Origin of the sequence: Micromonospora sp. NPDC049662, from assembly GCF_040675055.1 — a bacterium.
GTDB lineage: Bacteria > Actinomycetota > Actinomycetes > Mycobacteriales > Micromonosporaceae > Micromonospora.
In genome coordinates, this window is record NZ_JBFAOC010000025.1 from 1 (window position 1) to 18,949 (window position 18,949).

General features: G+C 72.3%; 14 protein-coding genes. 7 read left to right on the top strand and 7 right to left on the bottom strand.

Annotated elements, in window-relative coordinates:
* Positions 1-85 precede the first annotated feature (85 nt).
* From AB0J36_RS19575 to AB0J36_RS19590, 4 genes are all read left to right on the top strand, one after another.
* Positions 86-1,132: a sugar ABC transporter permease gene (locus tag AB0J36_RS19575; RefSeq protein ID WP_357134255.1), complete on the top strand. Its 1,047-nt coding sequence runs from the start codon at positions 86-88 to the stop codon at positions 1,130-1,132.
* Between the two features lies 1 nt (position 1,133).
* Positions 1,134-2,102, top strand: coding sequence for a carbohydrate ABC transporter permease (locus AB0J36_RS19580; protein WP_357134253.1), 969 nt, complete (start codon positions 1,134-1,136; stop codon positions 2,100-2,102).
* A gap of 67 nt (positions 2,103-2,169) precedes the next feature.
* On the top strand, positions 2,170-3,216 hold the full coding sequence (locus AB0J36_RS19585; RefSeq protein WP_357134251.1) for a LacI family DNA-binding transcriptional regulator: 1,047 nt from the start codon (positions 2,170-2,172) through the stop codon (positions 3,214-3,216).
* 33 nt (positions 3,217-3,249) lie between these two features.
* A complete protein-coding gene (locus AB0J36_RS19590; protein WP_363660974.1) occupies positions 3,250-4,902 on the top strand; it encodes a glycoside hydrolase family 13 protein in 1,653 nt (550 codons plus the stop codon).
* 171 nt (positions 4,903-5,073) lie between these two features.
* On the opposite strand, the gene AB0J36_RS19595 is transcribed toward AB0J36_RS19590, so the two are convergent.
* The 3 genes from AB0J36_RS19595 to xylA all read right to left on the bottom strand — a co-directional run bounded on the left by AB0J36_RS19595 (position 5,074) and on the right by xylA (position 9,214).
* Positions 5,074-6,507 carry an MFS transporter gene (locus AB0J36_RS19595; protein WP_363660961.1) on the bottom strand — a complete coding sequence of 478 codons (1,434 nt, stop codon included), beginning with the start codon at positions 6,505-6,507 and terminating at the stop codon, positions 5,074-5,076.
* 91 nt (positions 6,508-6,598) lie between these two features.
* Positions 6,599-8,017, bottom strand: coding sequence for a xylulokinase (xylB, locus tag AB0J36_RS19600; protein ID WP_363660962.1), 1,419 nt, complete (start codon positions 8,015-8,017; stop codon positions 6,599-6,601).
* A 9-nt stretch (positions 8,018-8,026) separates the two neighbouring features.
* Entirely contained in the window at positions 8,027-9,214 is a 1,188-nt protein-coding gene (xylA, locus tag AB0J36_RS19605; RefSeq protein WP_357134245.1) for a xylose isomerase, read from the bottom strand.
* Between the two features lie 78 nt (positions 9,215-9,292).
* Here xylA and AB0J36_RS19610 point away from each other — a divergent pair, with 78 nt between their 5' ends.
* Complete coding sequence (locus tag AB0J36_RS19610; RefSeq protein ID WP_363660963.1) at positions 9,293-10,531, top strand: ROK family transcriptional regulator; 1,239 nt, start codon at positions 9,293-9,295, stop codon at positions 10,529-10,531.
* Between the two features lie 128 nt (positions 10,532-10,659).
* On the top strand, positions 10,660-12,330 hold the full coding sequence (locus AB0J36_RS19615) for a PP2C family protein-serine/threonine phosphatase (protein WP_363660964.1): 1,671 nt from the start codon (positions 10,660-10,662) through the stop codon (positions 12,328-12,330).
* A 16-nt stretch (positions 12,331-12,346) separates the two neighbouring features.
* Here the strand turns inward: AB0J36_RS19615 and AB0J36_RS19620 are convergent, their stop codons facing one another.
* Positions 12,347-12,976 carry a MarR family transcriptional regulator gene (locus AB0J36_RS19620; protein ID WP_357134239.1) on the bottom strand — a complete coding sequence of 210 codons (630 nt, stop codon included), beginning with the start codon at positions 12,974-12,976 and terminating at the stop codon, positions 12,347-12,349.
* Between the two features lie 96 nt (positions 12,977-13,072).
* On the opposite strand from AB0J36_RS19620, the gene AB0J36_RS19625 reads away from it, so the two are divergent.
* Complete coding sequence (locus AB0J36_RS19625) at positions 13,073-14,203, top strand: PP2C family protein-serine/threonine phosphatase (RefSeq protein ID WP_357174653.1); 1,131 nt, start codon at positions 13,073-13,075, stop codon at positions 14,201-14,203.
* 9 nt (positions 14,204-14,212) lie between these two features.
* Here AB0J36_RS19625 and AB0J36_RS19630 read toward each other — a convergent pair whose 3' ends face one another.
* From AB0J36_RS19630 to AB0J36_RS19640, 3 genes are all read right to left on the bottom strand, one after another.
* Positions 14,213-15,697 carry a sugar transferase gene (locus AB0J36_RS19630; RefSeq protein ID WP_357134235.1) on the bottom strand — a complete coding sequence of 495 codons (1,485 nt, stop codon included), beginning with the start codon at positions 15,695-15,697 and terminating at the stop codon, positions 14,213-14,215.
* A gap of 213 nt (positions 15,698-15,910) precedes the next feature.
* Complete coding sequence (locus tag AB0J36_RS19635) at positions 15,911-17,665, bottom strand: substrate-binding domain-containing protein (RefSeq protein ID WP_357134233.1); 1,755 nt, start codon at positions 17,663-17,665, stop codon at positions 15,911-15,913.
* A 165-nt stretch (positions 17,666-17,830) separates the two neighbouring features.
* Positions 17,831-18,868: a lactonase family protein gene (locus tag AB0J36_RS19640; protein WP_357134231.1), complete on the bottom strand. Its 1,038-nt coding sequence runs from the start codon at positions 18,866-18,868 to the stop codon at positions 17,831-17,833.
* Positions 18,869-18,949 lie beyond the last annotated feature (81 nt).

Sequence of the window (18,949 nt, forward strand, 5' to 3'; positions counted from 1 at the left end):
GGTGGGTCCTCTTGCGGGGGCCGGCGGCCCGCCCTCCCCCCCCCCCGCCCGCCACCGGCCGATCCGGACCCGAGAGGGAGGGTTGATGGAGTTCGACTTCGCCGACGAGCAGCCGAAGCTCCTCATGCTGATGTACGGGCTGGTCGCCTTCGTGGTGGTGGTGGGCGGTCTGCTCCTGCTGCTCGACGTGGTGCCTGCCTGGTTCGCCCGACGGCGGGAGGCTCAGCTCGTCGCCGCCTCCATCAGCGGCACGCCGCTGACCCGGCGACCCAAGCAGCGGGAAGGGCTCTTCGCCCTGTTCTTCCTGCTGCCGACGCTGCTACTGCTCACCATCGGTCTTGTCGTACCGGCCATCCGCACCGTACTGCTCTCGCTGATGAACGGGGGCAGCACCGAATGGGTGGGGCTGCGCAACTACAGCTGGATGTTCTCCGACAACTCCATGTTCCGGGTCCTGATCAACACCCTGGTCTGGGTGCTCCTGGTCCCGCTGGTGGCCACCGCGTTCGGCCTCATCTACGCCGTACTCGTGGACAAGGCCCGCTTCGAGGCGATCGCCAAGTCACTGATCTTCCTGCCGATGGCCATCTCGTTCGTCGGCGCGAGCATCATCTGGAAGTTCGTCTACGCGTACCGCGGCGACGGCGACCAGATCGGTCTGCTCAACCAGATCGTCGTCAGCCTCGGCGGTGAGCCGAAGCAGTGGCTGCTCGAGTCACCGCTGAACACGCTGCTGCTGATCGTCATCATGGTCTGGATCCAGGCCGGCTTCGCCATGGTGGTGCTCTCCGCCGCGATCAAGGCCATCCCCGGCGACATCGTCGAAGCCGCCCGGCTCGACGGCGTCAGCCCGTGGCAGATGTTCTGGCAGATCACCATGCCGAGCATCCGGCCGGCGCTGATCGTCGTGGCCGTGACGCTCACGATCGCCACGCTCAAGGTCTTCGACATCGTCCGGACCTCGACCAACGGCAACTACGACACCAGCGTGATCGCCAGCGAGATGTACAACCAGGCCTTCCGGTACGGCCAGAACGGGCAGGGCTCCGCGCTCGCGGTCTTCCTCTTCATCCTGGTCATCCCGGTCGTGATCTACCAGATCCGCAACCTCCGTCGTCAGCGGGAGGGCTGAGATGACCACCGCAACGCCCACCGTCGCCGCCGGTGCCCAGAAGACCGCCGACGGGACGTCCAGCACCGCCGGCCGGGTCCGCAGGCGGCTGAACAGCCGTACCGCGACGCTGGTCTCGATCGTCATCGCGGTGGTCTGGACCATCCCGACCTTCGGCCTGCTCGTCTCCTCCCTCCGGCCGGAGGACGAGATCAAGACGACCGGCTGGTGGACGGCGTTCACCAACCCGCAGTTCACCTTCGAGAACTACCAACAGGTCCTCTTCGGGCGGTCCGCGTCGTCGGGGCAGCTCGCCAGCTACTTCATCAACTCGCTGGCGATCACCATCCCGTCGGTGCTCTTCCCGCTGGCCTTCGCCTCCCTGGCCGCGTACGCGCTGGCGTGGATCAACTTCCGTGGGCGGGACTGGCTCTACATCGCGATCTTCGCGTTGCAGATCGTCCCGCTGCAGATGGCCCTGGTGCCGCTGCTGAAGTTCTTCTCCACCGGCGTCACCCTCGGCGGCGTCACCCTGATGCCGGCGTGGAACCTGGTGGACGAACAGAAGTTCGCCCAGGTCTGGTTCGCGCACACCTGTTTCGCGCTTCCGTTCGCGGTCTTCCTGCTGCACAACTTCATCTCGCAGCTCCCCGGAGACCTGATGGAGGCGGCCCGGGTCGACGGGGCCACGCACCCGAAGATCTTCCGCACCATCGTGCTGCCGCTGATCACCCCGGCGCTGGCCGCGTTCGGCATCTTCCAGTTCCTCTGGGTCTGGAACGACCTGCTGGTCGCGCTGATCTTCGCCGGTGGCGGCAACGAGACCGCGCCGCTCACGGTCCGGTTGGCGGAGATGGCCGGCACCCGGGGCAACGAGTGGCAGCGGCTCACCGCTGGCGCGTTCGTCTCGATCGTTGTACCGCTCGTTGTATTCCTGTCCCTACAGCGCTTCTTCGTGCGAGGTCTGCTCGCCGGCAGCGTCAAGGGCTGACCCGCTTGCCCGCCGTCGCCCGGCCTCTGAGGGCGGCGGCGGGCGACGGGTACCGAGCGGGGGAACCGTGACGAAGATAGATGATGTCGCCCGGCTGGCCGGGGTCTCCACGGCCACCGTCTCGCGGGCCCTGCGCGGGCTGCCGACGGTCTCGGCCGCCACCCGACGCCGCGTGCTGGCCGCCGCCGAGCAGCTCGACTACGCGGTGTCGCCGAGCGCATCCCGGCTCGCCGGTGGTCGCACCGGCACGGTCGCGGTGGTCGTGCCCCGGATCACCCGCTGGTTCTTCAGCACCGTCGTCGAGGCCGTCGAGGAGCACCTCCACCATTCCGGCTACGACCTGCTGCTCTACAACCTCGGCGGTCGGGAGCAGATCCGCCAGCGGGTGCTGCGTACCGCCAACCTGCACAAGCGGGTGGATGCCATCATGCTGGTCGCCACGCCGCTGCGCCCGGCCGACCTGACCGCCCTGGCCGCCCTGGACCTGCCCGGAGTGACCATCAGCTCGGGGAGCCGGGTCCCCAACTGGCCCTGCGTACGCATCGACGACGTGGCCGCCTCCCGGATGGCCACCCGGCACCTGCTCGACCTCGGCCACCGCCGGATCGCGCACATCTCGGGCGACCCCGACGACGAACTGGCCTACACCACCCACCTCGACCGACGGCGGGGCTACCAGGCCGAACTGCGGTCCGCCGGCCTGCGACCCGATCCGAGCCTCGACGTCGAGTCGTCGTTCACCATCGACGGTGGCAACCGGGCCGCCGCCGAACTACTGGCCCGCGGTGAGCCGCCGACGGCGATCGTCGCGGCCTGCGACGAGATGGCGATGGGCGCGATGACCGCGCTGCGCGACGCCGGTCTGCGGGTACCACAGGACGTCAGCGTGGTCGGCATCGACGACCACGACCTCGCCGGCGTGCTGGGCCTCAGCACCGTGGCCCAGCCGGCCGCGGAACAGGGCCGGCTGGCCGCCCGGATACTGCTCGATCCGCTCGGGGCCCGCACTCTGGGCCCGATCGTCGGTCAACGGACCGCCGAGGGCGACTCGCCGGTGATCCTGCCCACTCGGCTGGTCGTCCGGGAGTCCACCGCACCGCCCCGGGCACACTGAACCATCAACCACGGCACGACACGGGAGACGACCCTGAACACCGACCCGACGCAGCAGACCGCCACCGGCTGGTGGACCGAGGCCGCCATCTACCAGATCTACCCGCGCTCATTCGCCGACTCCAACGGCGACGGAATCGGTGACCTGCCGGGCATCACCGCCCGCCTCGACCACCTGGTCGAGCTGGGGGTGGACGCGGTGTGGCTGTCCCCGTTCTACCCGTCGCCGCAGGCCGACGCGGGCTACGACGTGGCCGACTACCGGGACGTCGACCCGCTGTTCGGCACTCTCGCCGACGCGGACAAGTTGATCGCCGAGGCCCGCTCGCGCGGCCTTCGGGTGATCGTCGACCTGGTGCCCAACCACACCTCCTCGGCGCACCGCTGGTTCCAAGAGGCCCTGGCCGCCGCCCCGGGCAGCGCTCAGCGGTCCCGGTACATCTTCCGCGACGGCCTCGGCCCGGCCGGGGAGCAGCCGCCGAACGACTGGCAGAGCGTCTTCGGCGGTCCGGCGTGGACCCGCACGGTCGACCCGGACGGCCAGCCCGGCCAGTGGTACCTGCACCTGTTCGACACCGGCCAGCCGGACCTCAACTGGGACAACCCGGAGGTGCACGAGGAGTTCCTGGGCGTCCTGCGGTTCTGGCTGGACCGGGGGGTGGACGGTTTCCGGGTCGACGTGGCGCACGGCCTCATCAAGCAGGCGAACCTGCCCGACTGGCAGGAGCCCCAGGAGATCCTCTCCGGCAACGAGATCGACAAGCCACGGCCGCCGATGTGGGACCAGGAGGGCGTGCACGAGGTCTACCGGCAGTGGCGGCAGGTCCTGGACAGCTACCCCGGCGAACGGGTGCTGGTCGCCGAGGCGTGGGTCGAGCCGGCCGAGCGGCTGGCCCGCTACGTCCGCCCGGACGAGATGCACCAGGCGTTCAACTTCGAGTACCTGCTCGCCGCGTGGACCGCGCCGGCCCAGTACGCGGTGATCACCCGGTCCCTGGAAGCGACCGATTCGGTGGGCGCGCCGACGACCTGGGTGCTGTCCAACCACGACGTGGTGCGGCACGCTTCCCGGCTCGGCCTGGCGATCGGTGGCGGCCGGCCCAACGGCATCGGCATCGGTGACCCGCAGCCGGACGCCGCGCTCGGCCTGCGTCGGGCTCGGGCGGCCACCCTGCTGATGCTCGCCCTGCCCGGCTCCGCGTACCTCTTTCAGGGCGAGGAGCTGGGCCTGCCCGAGCACACCACCATGCCGGACGAGGCCCGCCAGGACCCGACCTGGGCGCGCAGCGGCCACACCCAGCGGGGCCGGGACGGCTGCCGGGTGCCGATCCCGTGGGAGGCCGACGCCCCGTCGTACGGCTTCGGGCCCACCGACGCCAGTTGGCTGCCGCAGCCGCCGTCCTGGGCGGAGTACGCGCTGGACCGGCAGCGCGACGTGCCCGGCTCGACGTACGAGCTGTACCGCGCGGCGCTGCGGCTACGCCGCGCCCACGGTCTGGGCCGGGGCACGCTCGAGTGGCTGTCCTCCGGTGACGAGACGCTGGTGTTCCGCAACGGCGACCTGACCGTGCTGACCAACTTCGGTGACGCCCCCGTGCCTCTCCCGCCCAACGCCGAGGTCCTAGCCACCAGCGCCCCACTGAACGACGACACCATCCCCACCGACGTAACAGTCTGGCTCCGCTAACCCACCCGCCCCACCCGCGCCCACCCCCGCCCACCGAACCCACGCACCGAACCCGCGCACCGGGCCCGCGCCGATCTTGCACTTTTGGTTGTCGACTTGAGGGGCTATGCCCCTTCTGTCGCCACCGAAAGTGCAAGATCGCGTGGGCGGGGGTGGGGGTGGGGGTGGGGGTTAGAGGCGGTTGGCGCGGGTTTGTAGGAGACCGTGGACGTTTTTGATGTCCTCGGGGGCTGTGCGGGAGGCTCGCCAGTACATGACGCCGGTGGGGATGAAGAAGAGTTGGAACGCGGCCAGGCCGACGGCGAAGTTCAGTGGCGGCGGGAACGCCGTTCGCAGCCCCTGGAAGGCTCCCCAGACCAGCCCGTTGCCCGCCGCCCGACCGACACCGTTGACCAGGTTGCCGAGGCTGTAGACGGTCCCCCGGTGCTCCGGCGGGTTCACGTCGGCGATCAGCGCGAACCAGTTCGGTGAGTTGGCCGACGTCAACGCGAGCGCCACCACGGCGGTGAGCAGACTCAGCCCCACCGACGGCTCGGTGAACACGCTGGCCAGCACCGCGCCGACGACCGCGCCGCCGCTCCCGCCGTCCGGCACGTCGATGGTCACCGGCACGAAGAACAACACCAGGTAGAACGGGAGCGCGGCGAGGATGCCGACCGCCGCGACCACTGCCCGACCCCGGGGGGTACGCCGCTGCGCCGCGTCGCCGACGAGGCCGCCCACGATGGAGAGGACCCCGCCGAGTTGGAACAGGGTGGCGAAGACGCTGCCGACCACCACGGCGGTCGACTCCGAGTAGCCCTGCGCCTCGGCCCGCTCGGCGAAGAGCCTCGGCAGCCACACCAGTGACCCGAAGGCGGCCTGCGCGGTCAGCCCCTGCAGGATCAGCCACCGGTTGGTCCGCCGGTCGAGGATGCGCGGCAGGTCGGCGCGGCTGATCCGGTAGTCGTACTCGGCACCGGAGTCCAGGGCGTCCACCAGTTCCGGTTGGCTCTGGCCGCGACGGATGTCGTACGTGAAGAGGTACGCCACGGTGGCGGTGAGCCCCACCCCGGTCAGCAGCAGGAACGGCCGCCGCCAGTCGGTCGCGCCGAGCAGCCCACCGACAAGCGTGCCGGCGAGCGTGCCGACGCCCTGGGAGAGCCCCCAGAAGCTCATCACCAACCCACGGCGGGCCGGTGAGATCAGGTCGGTGACCACCGAGAAGCCCACCGAGCCGACCGCGCCGAGGCCGACCGCCGCGACGAACTGGGCGGCCAGGAACGCGAGGTACCCGCCGGCGAGCGCGCTGCCGCCGGTGCCCGCCGCCCAGAGCAGCGTGCCCACCATGAGCAGCGGCTTACGGTTGCCGTGGTCCCCGACGTACGCCCAGCCGACCGCGGCCACCGCGCTGACCAGGAAGCTGACGGCGGTCACCACGCCCAGCAGCCCGGTCGACACGTCGAACGTCCGGGCGATCGGCCCGTACAGCGGTGGGACCAGTCCGATCGCCACGTTGTCCAACGAGGCGAGCACCACGAACACCACGACGCTGTACAGCCGGTGCGCCGGGCCACCGCCCCGGCCGCGCGCGCGTTGCTCCCGCCCGCCACTGGTCACCGTCATGACCCGCAGCCAATCAGACCCGGCCGAGCAGGTTGGCACGCGGGTGGGCGTCGATCACCGTTGACCGACGCCCACCCGGTCGACCCGACGCTCAGCGCCGGTCGAGCACCAGTGACCGAGCCGCCGCGTACTGGTCACGGACGGCGGGGACGGGCTCCGCCGCGTACTCCTCGGTGCCCTTGACGTCCCACTGCGGTGGCGTCGGACCGCCCAGGGCGACCCAGGCGGCCTGGCGGGCGGCCCCGTCGGCGACGTACTCCCCGGCGGGTGGCACGACGACCGGGCAGCCGAAGACCTGCGGCGCGATCCGGCGGACCGCGGCCGACCGTGCCCCGCCGCCGACCAGGATGACCCGGCGGACGGTGGCCCCCTGCGCGGTCAGCGCGTCCAGGCCGTCGGCGAGGGCGCAGAGCATGCCCTCCACGGCGGCCCGAGCCAGGTGCGCGGGGGTCGAGGTGCGCAGGGTCAGGCCGTGTACGGCACCGGTGGCCAGCGGACGGTTGGGCGTCCGCTCGCCCTCCAGGTAGGGCACCATGACCAGCCCGTCCGCACCGGCCGGGGCGGAGAGGGCCAGCTCGGCGAGCTCGTCCAGGCTGACGCCGAGCATCGTGGCGGCGGCGTCCAGCACGCGCGCGGCGTTGAGCGTGCACACCAGCGGCAGGAAGCGACCGGACGCGTCGGCGAAGCCGGCCACGGCACCGCTGTCGTCGGCGGCCGGAACGTCGGCGACGCTGAAGACGGTGCCGGAGGTGCCGATCGAGACGACCACGTCGCCGGGGCCGGCGCCGACGCCGAACGCGGCGGCGGCGTTGTCGCCCGTGCCCGCCCCCAGCAGGGCGTCACCCCACTCGCCGGTCAGCCGACCGGCCGACTCGGCCGGGCCGAGCACCTCGGGCACCACGAGCTGCCGGCCGAACGCCCGTTCCAGCAGGTCCGGACGGTAGGTGCCGGTGGCTGGGGACCAGTAGCCGGTGCCGCTGGCATCCCCCCGGTCGGTCCGCAGCGCCGACAGGCCGGGCGCGCCGGCCAGCCGCCAGGTCAGCCAGTCGTGCGGCAGGCACACGGCGGCCACCCGGGCGGCCTGCTCCGGCTCGTGCCGGGCCATCCAGCGCAGCTTGGTGATGGTGAAGCTCGCCACCGGGACGCTGCCGGTGGCGTCGGCCCAGAAGCGACGCCCCGCCGCGCCGCCGCCGGCCTCCTCGACGAGGTCGGCGGCGGCGTCGGCGGAGCGGGTGTCGTTCCACAGCAGGGCCGGACGGACCACCTGGCCGCCCTCGTCGAGGCAGACCATGCCGTGCTGCTGGCCGGCGACCGAGACTGCCGCGACGTCGGCCAGCCCACCGGCCTCGTCGACGGCGCCGCGCAGCGCCTGCCACCAGGCTTCCGGGTCGACCTCGGTGCCGTCCGGGTGCGGCGCCCGGCCCTGCCGGAGCAGGGCGCCGGTCTCCGCGTCCCGGATGACCACCTTGCAGGACTGTGTGGACGAGTCAACGCCCGCGACCAGCGGCATGGCGGGGCCTCAGCGGGCGCCGAGCAGGTGCTCGACGGCGAGCTGGTTGAGCCGGACGAAGCCGAAGCCCCGGGCGGCCACCGCGTCCACGTCGACGTCCTCGAACGCGGAGCGGTCAGCCAGGAACTCCTCGTAGCCCTCGCCGTCGCCCAGCGTCGGCGTGCTCAGCTCGCCAACCTTGCTGGCGGCCAGCGCCTCGACGACCTCCGGGTCGGCGCGGAACGCCGCGGCACGCTCCTTGAGCAGCAGGTACGTGCTCATGTTCGCCGCCGCCGACGCCCACACACCGTCCATGTCCTCGGTACGCGACGGCTTGTAGTCGAAGTGCCGGGGACCGTCGTAGGTCGGACCGCCGTTGGGGCCGCCGTTCTCCAGGAGGTCCACCAGGGCGAACGCGTTCATCAGGTCACCGTGACCGAAGACCAGGTCCTGGTCGTACTTGATGCCACGCTGGCCGTTGAGGTCCAGGTGGAACAGCTTGCCCTGCCAGAGCGCCTGGGCGATGCCGTGGGCGTAGTTCAGCCCGGCCATCTGCTCGTGCCCGACCTCCGGGTTGAGGCCGACCAGCTCCGGGTGCTCCAGCTGGGAGATGAAGCCGAGCGCGTGCCCGATGGTCGGCAGCAGGATGTCACCGCGCGGCTCGTTCGGCTTGGGCTCCAGCGCGAAGCGCAGGTTGTAGCCCTTGTCGATGGAGTACTGGGTGAGCAGGTTGACGGCCTCGCGGTAGCGGTCCAGGGCGGCCTGGACGTCCTTGGCGAGGTCGTACTCGGAGCCCTCGCGGCCACCCCACATGACGAAGGTGCTCGCGCCCAGCTCGGCGGCCAGGTCGACCTGGCGCAGCACCTTGCGCAGCGCGAAGCGGCGGACGTCGCGGTCGTTGCTGGTGAAGCCGCCGTCCTTGAAGATCGGGTGGGTGAAGAGGTTGGTGGTGACCATGGGCACCACCAGGCCGGTCTCGTCGAGGGCCTTGCGGAACCGCGCGATGTGCTGGTCGCGGGTCGCGGCGTCCGCGCCGAACGGGATCAGGTCGTCGTCGTGGAAGGTGATGCCGTACGCGCCCAGCTCGGCGAGCCGGTGCACCGCCTCGACGGCGTCCAGCTCGGGGCGGGTCGCGTCGCCGAACGGGTCGCGGGCCTGCCAGCCCACGGTCCAGAGCCCGAAGGAGAACTTGTCGGCGGGGGTGGGACGAGGTGCCATGGTTGACCTCCGGGATGGTGGTGTCAGGTATTTGTTCAGCGATTGAATTATTTGCCCGCCCTATGGCAGTGTCAAGGGGTGAGCCCCACCCACGCCCCGGTCGGCGCGGCCCGTCAGGGCAGCCTGCGCGAACTCAACCTCGCCCTGGTCCTCGGCCGGATCGCCGCCGCCGACCGACCCCCGTCCCGCGCCGACCTGGCCACCGCCACCGGGCTGACCCGGGCCACCGTCTCCGCGGTCGTCGAGGACCTGCTCGCGGGCCAACTGGTCAGCGAGGCCGAGCCGGCGCCCCGGGCCGGCGCCGGCCGCCCGGCACGCGGACTGGTCCTGGCCGACACGGGTCCGGCCGGGCTCGGGCTCGAAGTCAACGTCGACTATCTGACGGTATGCGTCGTCGACCTCGCCGGCCAGGTCCGCCACCGCACCGTGCACCGCGCCGATCTGCGCCCCGTCGCGCCCGAGGACGCCCTGGCCCGCCTCGTCGACCTGGCCCGGCAGGCCCGCGCCGACGCGGCCCGGCAGGGCCTCACGCTCGCCGGGGCCGCGCTCGCCGTACCCGGCCTGATCGACGACTCCGGACAGGTCCGGCTCGCGCCGAACCTCGGCTGGCGGGACGTCCCGGTGCCCGAGCTGCTGAGCGCGCACCCACCCCTCACCGATCGGGTACCGGACGTACCGGCCCTGGTGGTGGACAACGAGGCCAACCTCGCCGCGCTCGGCGAGCTGCACTCCCGACCGCCCGGCCCGGCCAGCTTCCTGCACATCTCCGGCGAGGTCGGCATCGGCGCGGGGATCGTCCTGGACGGCGCGCTGTTCCGGGGCGTACGCGGCTGGAGCGGTGAGATCGGGCACCTGCCGGTGCACCCGCAGGGGCGGCCCTGCCGCTGCGGTGGGCGCGGCTGCCTGGAGCAGTACGCCGGTCAGGAGGCGATCGTGGCCGCTGCCGGACTGGTGCGGGCGGAGCTACCCGCCGACACCGCGACGGCCCGCCTGGCCGAGTTGGCCGAGGCCGGCGAGCCGGCCGCGCTGCGCGCCCTGAGCGACGCCGGCACCGCCCTCGGGGTGGCGGTCGCCGGTGTGGTGAACCTGCTGGACCTGGACACCGTGGTCCTCGGCGGCGGGTACGCCCCGCTCGCCCCCTGGCTCTGCCCACCGGTGCTCGCCGAGATCAAGGCCCGGGTGCTCACCGCCGCCTGGTCACCGGTCACCGTCCGACCGTCGACCCTCGGGCCGGAGGCCGCCGCCGTGGGCGCGGCCGGATCGGTGGTACGGCGGATCGTCGCCCGCCCCGCCGGCTGGCTGAACCGCGCCGGCTGACCACCGACGACGCGGTCTGGGCGTGCGTCGGTGCCGCTCGGTATCCTTGCCGTCGAGCAACGATCGGCGGACGAGGAGCCCGGGAGCAGTATGCGTACAGGTCGTCGGACGCGGGCCGGCGTCGGGCGGTGACCACGACCAAACGGGGCGGCTCGGCCGGTCCGGTCGGCGGAGACGGGCAGACGTCGCGCCGTCCGACCCGGCACGGCGGCAGGGGGCTGCCCGCCGACCCACCGCTGGCCCGCGAGCTGCTCGACGGGCTCGCCGAGGCGGTGCTGACGACCGACGCGGCCGGCCGGGTAACCCTGGTCAACGCCCGCGCGGTCGAGCTGCTCCCGGAGATCGTCGCGGGCGTCGAGCTGTCCGGCTGCGCGGTGGCGGCGCTGGCCCGAGCCGTCCGCGACGGCACGGCCGTGTTCGAGGCCCAGCACCACGGCCGCCACCTGCGGGGCGCCCGGCGGCAGCTCGCCGGCAACCGGTACGCCTGGTACGTCCGCGACGTCACCGAGGAGCACGCCCGCACCGACGCCCTGCTGGCCGAACGCTCCCGCACCGCCTTCCTCGCCCAGGCCGGCAGCCGGCTCGGGCTCTCGCTGCACCGGGACCAGACACTCCGTACCACCGTGACCCTCGCCGTGCCGTACCTGGCCGACGCCGCCGTGGCGCTGCTCCGCCCGCCCGCGCCGGCCGAGCCGCACCCCCGCTTCACGCGGTACGCCGACGACGAGCCGGCCCCGGTGACCGGGGTGGCCGATGAGGAGCTGACCGATTTCGTCCCCGATCTCGGCGCGGCGTTCGACGGCGACCTCGGCGAGCCGACCCCCTGGCCGGACGCCGACGTCGCCGGGCTGACCGCCCTGCTTCCGCCCAGCTTCGGCCGGCCCGGCGCGGCGCTGGTCAGCACGATGCGCGGCCCCGGCGGCCCGGCCGGCGCCCTGCTGCTCGTCCGCCGTGCCGGGCGGGCCGACTTCGACTCCCGCGACCGGGAGCTGGCCCGTGAATTCGCCACGCGGGCCGGCGCGGCGCTGGCCGCCGCCGAGCTGTACGGCGAGCAGGCCCACCTGGCCCGGGTGTTGCAGACCAGCCTGCTCCCGCCGGAGCTGCCGGTGGTGCCCGGCGTACGCATGGCCGGCGGCTACCGGTCCGCGGGCGACACACTGCGCATCGGTGGGGACTTCTACGAGGTGTTCCCGCACCCGCGCGGCGCGCTGTTCGCGCTGGGCGACGTGTCCGGCAAGGGCGTCGGCGCGGCCGTGCTGACCGGGCGGGTCCGTCAGTCGCTACAGACGCTACGGCTCGTCGAGCAGCGCCCTTTGGAGCTGATCCACCTGCTCAACCGCACCCTGTTCGACGCGCCCGACGCGGCACGGCGCAGCCAGCTCACCACCCTGTTGCTCGGGTGGATGGAGCACGGACCGACGGGGGTGGATCTCCGGATCGCCGGCGGCGGCCACCCCGCGCCGCTGCTGGTCACCGCCGCCGGTTCCGTCACGGACGTCCCGGTCGGCGGTATGCCGGTCGGCGCGCTGACCGACGCCCGGTTCACCGAGGTACGGGTGCACCTCGATCCGGGCGATCTGCTCCTCGCGTACACCGACGGGGTGACCGAGGCGAGCGGCGGCCCGGCCCACGCGGAGAAGTTCGGCGAACGCCGGCTGCGCGGCGCACTCGCCGCGGCGGCCGGTCTGCCTCCGGCGGCCCTGGTCGACAGGCTGCTCCAGGTGGTCGACGAGTGGGTGGGCGGGCAGGCCCCTGACGACATCGCCATGCTGGCGGTGTGCGCGTCGACACCGGCCTGAACCCTGCGTTCGACCGTCAGGCGGTCCGCGCCACCGGTGGCTCGCCGGCGGACCAGTCGCGGGGCGGGCCCACCGTCCGCTCCGGTCCTGCCGCCCCGCCCTGCCACACCCCTCGGCTGGGCCGGTCCGGGTGCTCCGACGACTTGCGCGCCGGGCCGTCGGGCCGGTCCGGGTCCTGCGGCCATTCGTCTCGCCCACCCGGCGAGTCCCCGTCGTCCGGCCCGCTCCGCGCCCGCTGCCGGCGGGCGACCTCGTCGAACTCCCGCACCCCGCTCACCAGCGCGGCGCGACCCGCCGGGCTCATCGCGGCCAACACGGCGGCCAGCCGCTCCTGACGGTCGTTACGCAGCTCCGCGAGGAGCCGATGGGCCTCCGGGGTGAGGTGCAGGGAGATTTCCCGTCGGTCGAAGCGCCCCGGCTCACGCTCGAGCATGCCCGCCGCGACCAACCTGTCGCACAGGCGGCTGGCGGAACTCAGCAACATGTCCAGATGGGTGGCGAGCCGGCGTAGGTTGATCCCGTCGTACTGCTCGACCACCATCACCGCCCGTAGTTGGGCGCCGGACACCCGGCTGGCGGTCGCCTCGCGGGCGGAATCCCAGACGCCCAGCAGGGCACCCGCCGCCGCGTCCAATGCGGCAGCCATACTCGTCGCAGGGTCCGGTGGACCGTTGTGTTCGGCCATGGTGGCCCGAGACTACTCCGAACCCAGAGGTGGTCGAGCTCGGATGAAAGAGGCCTGATGAGCGAACCGGTCAATCGGGCACGGCGTACCCTGAACGAGACACCCGCCGACCGTCTCGTGGGTGGGATCCGCACGGTTCTCGACGAGGCGTACGGGATTTCCGAGGCGGAGCTGTACCAGGTCGACTACCGCCTCGCGGAGCTGCTGCCCCTCACCGAAGGTGACTCTCTCCGGGGCGCCGGCCACCCCGCCTGGCGTGCCTTCGACCACCAGTCGCCCGTCCTGGTCGACGGCGTCGCCTGGTTTCCGGTCACCATGCGCGGCGAACGCCGGGGCGTCCTGCGCCTGGCGCCGGTGGTCGACGACCCGGCGGTGCTCGCCGCGCTGGCCGACATCGCCACCTCGCTCGCGCACGAGGTGGCCGCCGTCTCCCCCGGAACCGACGTCTACAGCGTGGCCCGACGCAGCCAGCGGCTCACCCTGGCCGCCGAGATGCAGTGGGACCTGCTGCCCGGCCGGAGCCGGGTCCGCCCCTCGTTCAGCCTGGCCGGGCAGCTCGAACCGGCGTACGCCGTGCGGGGTGACAGCTTCGACTGGTCCGACGACGGGGAACGGCTCTGGCTCTCCACGGTCAACGGCAGCGGTGAGGGTGTCGCGGCATCGCTGCTCACGTCGCTGGCCACCCACGCGCTGCGCAACGCCCGCCGGGCCGGCCTCGGCCTGGGCGATCAGGCCGCCCTCGCCGACCAGGCCATCTACGACGAGTACCGGGGCAAGCGGCACCTCTCCGCGCTGCTGATGGAGCTGGACCTGCGCTCCGGGACGATGACCGTGGTGGACGCCGGCTCGCCACGGCTCGTCCTCCTGCGTCGCGGTGAGGTCACCGAACAGCCGCTGGAGGCGCAGTTCCCGCTCGGCATGTTCGAGGCGACCGACTACCACGAGCAGACGTTCACGCTGGAACGCGGTGACCGGCTGTTCGTCGTCAGCGACGGCGTCGTGGACGCCACCGGGCAGAGCATCCGCTACGGCGAGTCGGCGCTGGACCGGTTCCTGCGGCGGACGGGCCCGATGGAGCCGCTGGACGCCGTCCGGTCGCTCCTCGGCGACCTGCGCGCCTTCGTGGCCGGCGACCTCGTCGACGACGCCGTGGTGGTCTGCCTGGACTGGACCGGCCCGCAGCCGTGAGCGTGACGGTCAGTACGCGCCGCGACTGTTCAGCACCGCCCCGGCGGTCTTCCAGAGGATGGTGAGGTCGGCGGCGAGCGACCAGTTCTCCACGTAGTAGAGATCGAGCCGGATGCCGTCCTCCCAACTGAGGTCGGACCGGCCACTGACCTGCCACAGCCCGGTCATGCCGGGCTTGACCAGCAGTCGCCGGGCCACATCGCCGTCGTAGCGGGCCACCTCGGACGGGAGCGGCGGACGCGGCCCGACGAGGCTCATCTGGCCCAGCAGGACGTTGACCAGCTGCGGCAGCTCGTCCAGCGACCACTTGCGCAGCAGCCGGCCGACCCGGGTCACCCGAGGGTCGTCGCGCATCTTGAACATCAGGCCGTCGGTCTCGTTCCGGGCCACCAACTCGGCGAGCAGCGCGTCGGCGTTGATCACCATCGTCCGGAACTTGAACACCCCGAACTCCTGCCCGCCCCGCCCCACCCGGACCTGCCGGAACAACACCGGCCCCCGGCTGTCCAGCTTGATGGCCAACGCGATGACCGCGATCAGCGGCAGGAGCAGCGCCAGGGCGACCGACGACATCGACCGGTCGACAAAACCCTTGACCAGCTTGCGCGCGCCACGGAACTCCGGCGCCTCGACGTGGATCAGGGGCAGCCCGGCGACCGGACGGGTGTGGATCCGCGGACCCGCCACGTCGGTGAGCGCGGGGGCCACGACGAGGTCGACGCCGGTCCCCTCCAACTGCCAGCCGAGTCGACGCAGTCGGGCCGCGGTCAGCTCACCGGAGGCGGTCACCGCCACGGTGTCCGCGCCGATCGCGGTCGCGGCCTCCGGGATGCCCCGGAACGACCCCACCACCGGTACGTCACCGAGCCGCTGCGCCACCGGTGCCAGCAGCGCGTCGGGGATGCACGCGCCGACCACCTGGTAGCCCGCGTACGGCTCGCGGCGCAGGGTGTGCACCAGTTCCAGGACGTGTGCGGTGTCGCCGACGACGAGCACCCGGCGGGACCAGCCGGCGCCCTTCGAGCGGGCCCGGTGCAGCCGTTTGCGCGCCGCGAACCGGGTCACCTCCAACCCGACCGTACCGACCGCGAAGGAGATGCCGAGGAAACCCCGGGAGACGCCGACGTCGGCGATGTAGCCGGCGATGGCGATCGCGCCGGCCAGTCGCAGGCTCGCCGAGCTGACCCGCCGGTACTCGTCCGCCCCGTAGCCGACGACGCGGTCGTCGTAGCAGCCGAGCGCCTTGAGGGAGATCAGCCAGGCCAGGACCAGGCCGGGAGCCACCAGCACGTACGGGATCTTGGAGCCGACCGGCTCCTCGTCACCGAACCTGCCGACGTACCCCACGAGCAGCGCGATGATGAGGACGGTGGTGTCCAGCACCACCAGGACCCGGATGTAGGAACGTTCGTCGGCACGGGCCACCAGTCCGCTCGGACGGTCCCTCGGCGGCGCCGAGGTGTCCGCGGGGGTCAACAGTGTCGCGGTCGTCACCGGCCCTCCCACTCTGCTCAGGACGGCCCCGGCCGACGGGTCGGGCCGAAGGCGGACCGATATTGCCGGAACACGTCGACATCCTGCCCTGACAACTATGACTGCCGATTGCTTCCGACGTATTGCCGTCACTTTTCTTCAATCCCCTGGCCACAAAAGGAACCCGCCGTACCGGTGAGCCGGTACGGCGGGTTCCATTTGCTCAGTGGCGGCTCAGCGCGGGGCTGGCGGACGCCGCGCGATGGCGGTGAGGAAGATGCTGCCGATCTCGCTCGGGTCCTTGGTGACGAAGACGTCCCCGCCGGTCACCTTCGTGATCGACTCCAGTTCGGCCTTGCTGACGCCCTCGCCGATACCGATCATGATGACCTGCACCGGCCGCTCCGGATCGGCGATCTGCTTGAGCTTGGCGAGCAGCTGCTGCTGGTTGATGCCGTTGTCGTCCTCGTTCTTGCCGTCGGTGAACAGCACGATCGAGTTGACCCGGCCGGGCTGCCAGTCCTCCTGCACCGCCTGGTACGCGGCCAGCATCGTGTCGTACAGGCCGGTGTCACCGTTGGACGGCTTGACGGTGGCGAGCGCCCCCTCCAACTGGGCCCGCTGGCCGGAGAGCGGTCCGATCGGCACCAGTTCCCGGTAGTCGCGGTTGCCGACCAGCTTCGTGGAGAAGGTCCACAGACCGATGGACCAGGAGTCGTCGAAGAGCCCGAGGCCGCGCCGGGCCGCGTCGACGGTGACCTCCTCCCGGCTGCGGTTGTTGGCGCTGGGCACCTCGTCCTTCATCGAGCCGGAGACGTCGATGACGGCGAGCATCCGGCCGGACTGGGTGGCGATCGACCAACTGGACACAACGCGCTGTATCGCGGCCGGGTCCAACCCGCCCGCCGCGGTGCCGCCGGCCGCCGGGGCGGTCGACGCGCCACCGGCCGGGCTCGGCGCGCCCTGCGGGGCGTTGAAGCCGGCACCCCAGTTGCCGTCCGGCCCGCGCAGCGACTGCGCCGCCAGGCGGTCCCGGAACTTCGGCGCGGTGAGCAGCTCGTACAGCACCTTCGCCGCCGCCGCCTTGGTCGGCTCGATGCCGGGCAGCACCGCGTACGGGTAGTCCAGCGGCATCGGCGCCGGCTCCATGTAGAGCGCGGCGAGCGGCACCGGAGGCTTCTTGCTGTTGTACGCGATCACGTCTTCCTCGGACAGCGCCGCCGCACCGAGAGCGCTCGCGATGGAGGTCGGGTCCGTGGCGGTCGGGAAGCGGGCGAGGAGGTCGTTGCGGAGCGAGGAGCGACCGGTGGCCAGCGCCCGCAGCGCGCCCACGGTGTTGCGCTGGGCGTCGCCGCCCGCGCCACTGGCGGCCGTGGTCAGCGAGAGCAGGCCGGACAGCCCGGCCGCGTCCCGGGTCGGCTCGACGATCCCGGTCCGCAACGGCTTGCTGCTGTTGACCTGCTTGAGCAGATCGGCCCAGGTGAACTTGGCGTTGGGCCAGCCGAGCCGCGTCGCCACCGGCTCGGGCATCGCCACGACGACGGGGCTGCGCGCGATGGAGGCGCCGTTGGTCGGCGCGAACGCCGTGGCGTCCTTCTTGAGACGCAGCAGCCAGGTCGAGGAGTCCGGCACCCAGACGTCCGGGGTGACGGCCGTGCCGCTGGCCTGGCCGACGCCGGCGAGTACGGCACCGTGCTTGGCGGCCACCACGGCGGCCACGTCAACCGGGTCGGATGCCGAGACATCGACGCGGATGCAGGTGGGGCCGACCGCGGCGCCGTCCTTCACCCACTGCGAGGCGGCGGCGTCCACCGCGGGCGCGAGCTCGGTGGCGACCGCCACGGCGAGTCGGATCTCCCCTGAACAGCTTGGCTGGATCAGCTCCTTGTAACCGAACCAGACGCCGGTGGTGACGACGAGAACCGTCGCCGTCGCGGCGGCGGCTGCTAGATGGAGTTTCGAACGCATTCGATGGCGGCCTGCAGACACGCTGACCATCTTGCGTATTAGGTGCCGTCTCTGCCACATCCGTTCGGACTAAAGTTACGCAGGAGAAACAGTTGATCACCATTTAGCAACAGAGAGTGATGAATCGGCCCCACGGCGTTGCCAAACCTGTCGCGCTCTCGCATTCGCTTCCGTCATTCCGTCCGCTCACGGCAGGACGCACGTCGGGCTCGCCAGCGGTACGGGCTCACCCACCGGAGCCGGTACGCCCGTGCTCGGGTCACGTCGCAACACCCGCACCAGGTCCGCCCGCTCGTCGGCGACGTAGAGATGCTCGCCGATCAGCGCGAAGTGTCGCGGCCACTCCCCGCCGGTGTCCACCTCGGACACCAGCGCGGGCAGCTCACCGGTCAGGTCGAAGACGGCGATGGTGCCGATACCGCGGTTCGCGACGTAGAGCAGACGCCCGTCCGGGTCGACAGCGACCTCCGAGGGCTGCACGTGACCGGTCCGCCCGCTGGCGTCGACCCGGCCACGCTGGTGCAGTGACCCGTCCTCGGACAGCTCGTACGCGGTGACCGTGGCATCCAACTCGCCGACCAGGTAGCAGCGCCGGCCGTCGGGGTGACGGGCCAGGTGCCGGGGCCCGACGCCCGGCGCCGTACGCATCCGCGGTCCGCGCGGCACCAGCCGCCCGCTCGCGTTGTCCAGGTCGTACCGGTAGACCGAGTCGGTGCCGAGGTCCACCGCCAGCAGGGGCTCCCGGTCACGGCCCGGAGAGACCATGTGGGCGTGCGCCCGCTCCTGGCGTTCCGGGTCGGCGCCGTGGCCCTCGTGCACCACGAGATCGGTGCGCTCGCTGGGCACGCCCTGCTCGTCGAGCGGGAAGACCGCGACGCTTCCGCTGCCGTAGTTGGCCGCCACCAGGTGCCCACCGTCGGGCAGCACCGCCAGGTGGCAGGGCTCGGCGCCGCCGGTCGAGAAGCTGCCGAGCGCGTCCAACGCGCCGTCCGAGGAGACCTGCCAGGCGCTGACCAGACCGTCGGTCAACTCGTTGACCGCGTAGAGCACCGGCCGCGTGGGGTGCCGCGCGAGGAACGACGGCGACGGCGTGACCGCCACCGTGCCGAGCGGGGTCAGTGCTCCGGTGGCCGGGTCACGGCGTGCGGCGACGATGCCGTCCGCCCGCCCGCCGCTCTGCGCGGTGTAACCCCCGATGTGGACGATCTCGCCCGGACCAGTCACGCTGCACCCCTTCGCCGACATCCTGGAGTAGATCCAACCAGAGCTGCCCAGGAAGCCGACCGGCTAACCGGCTTTTCGACG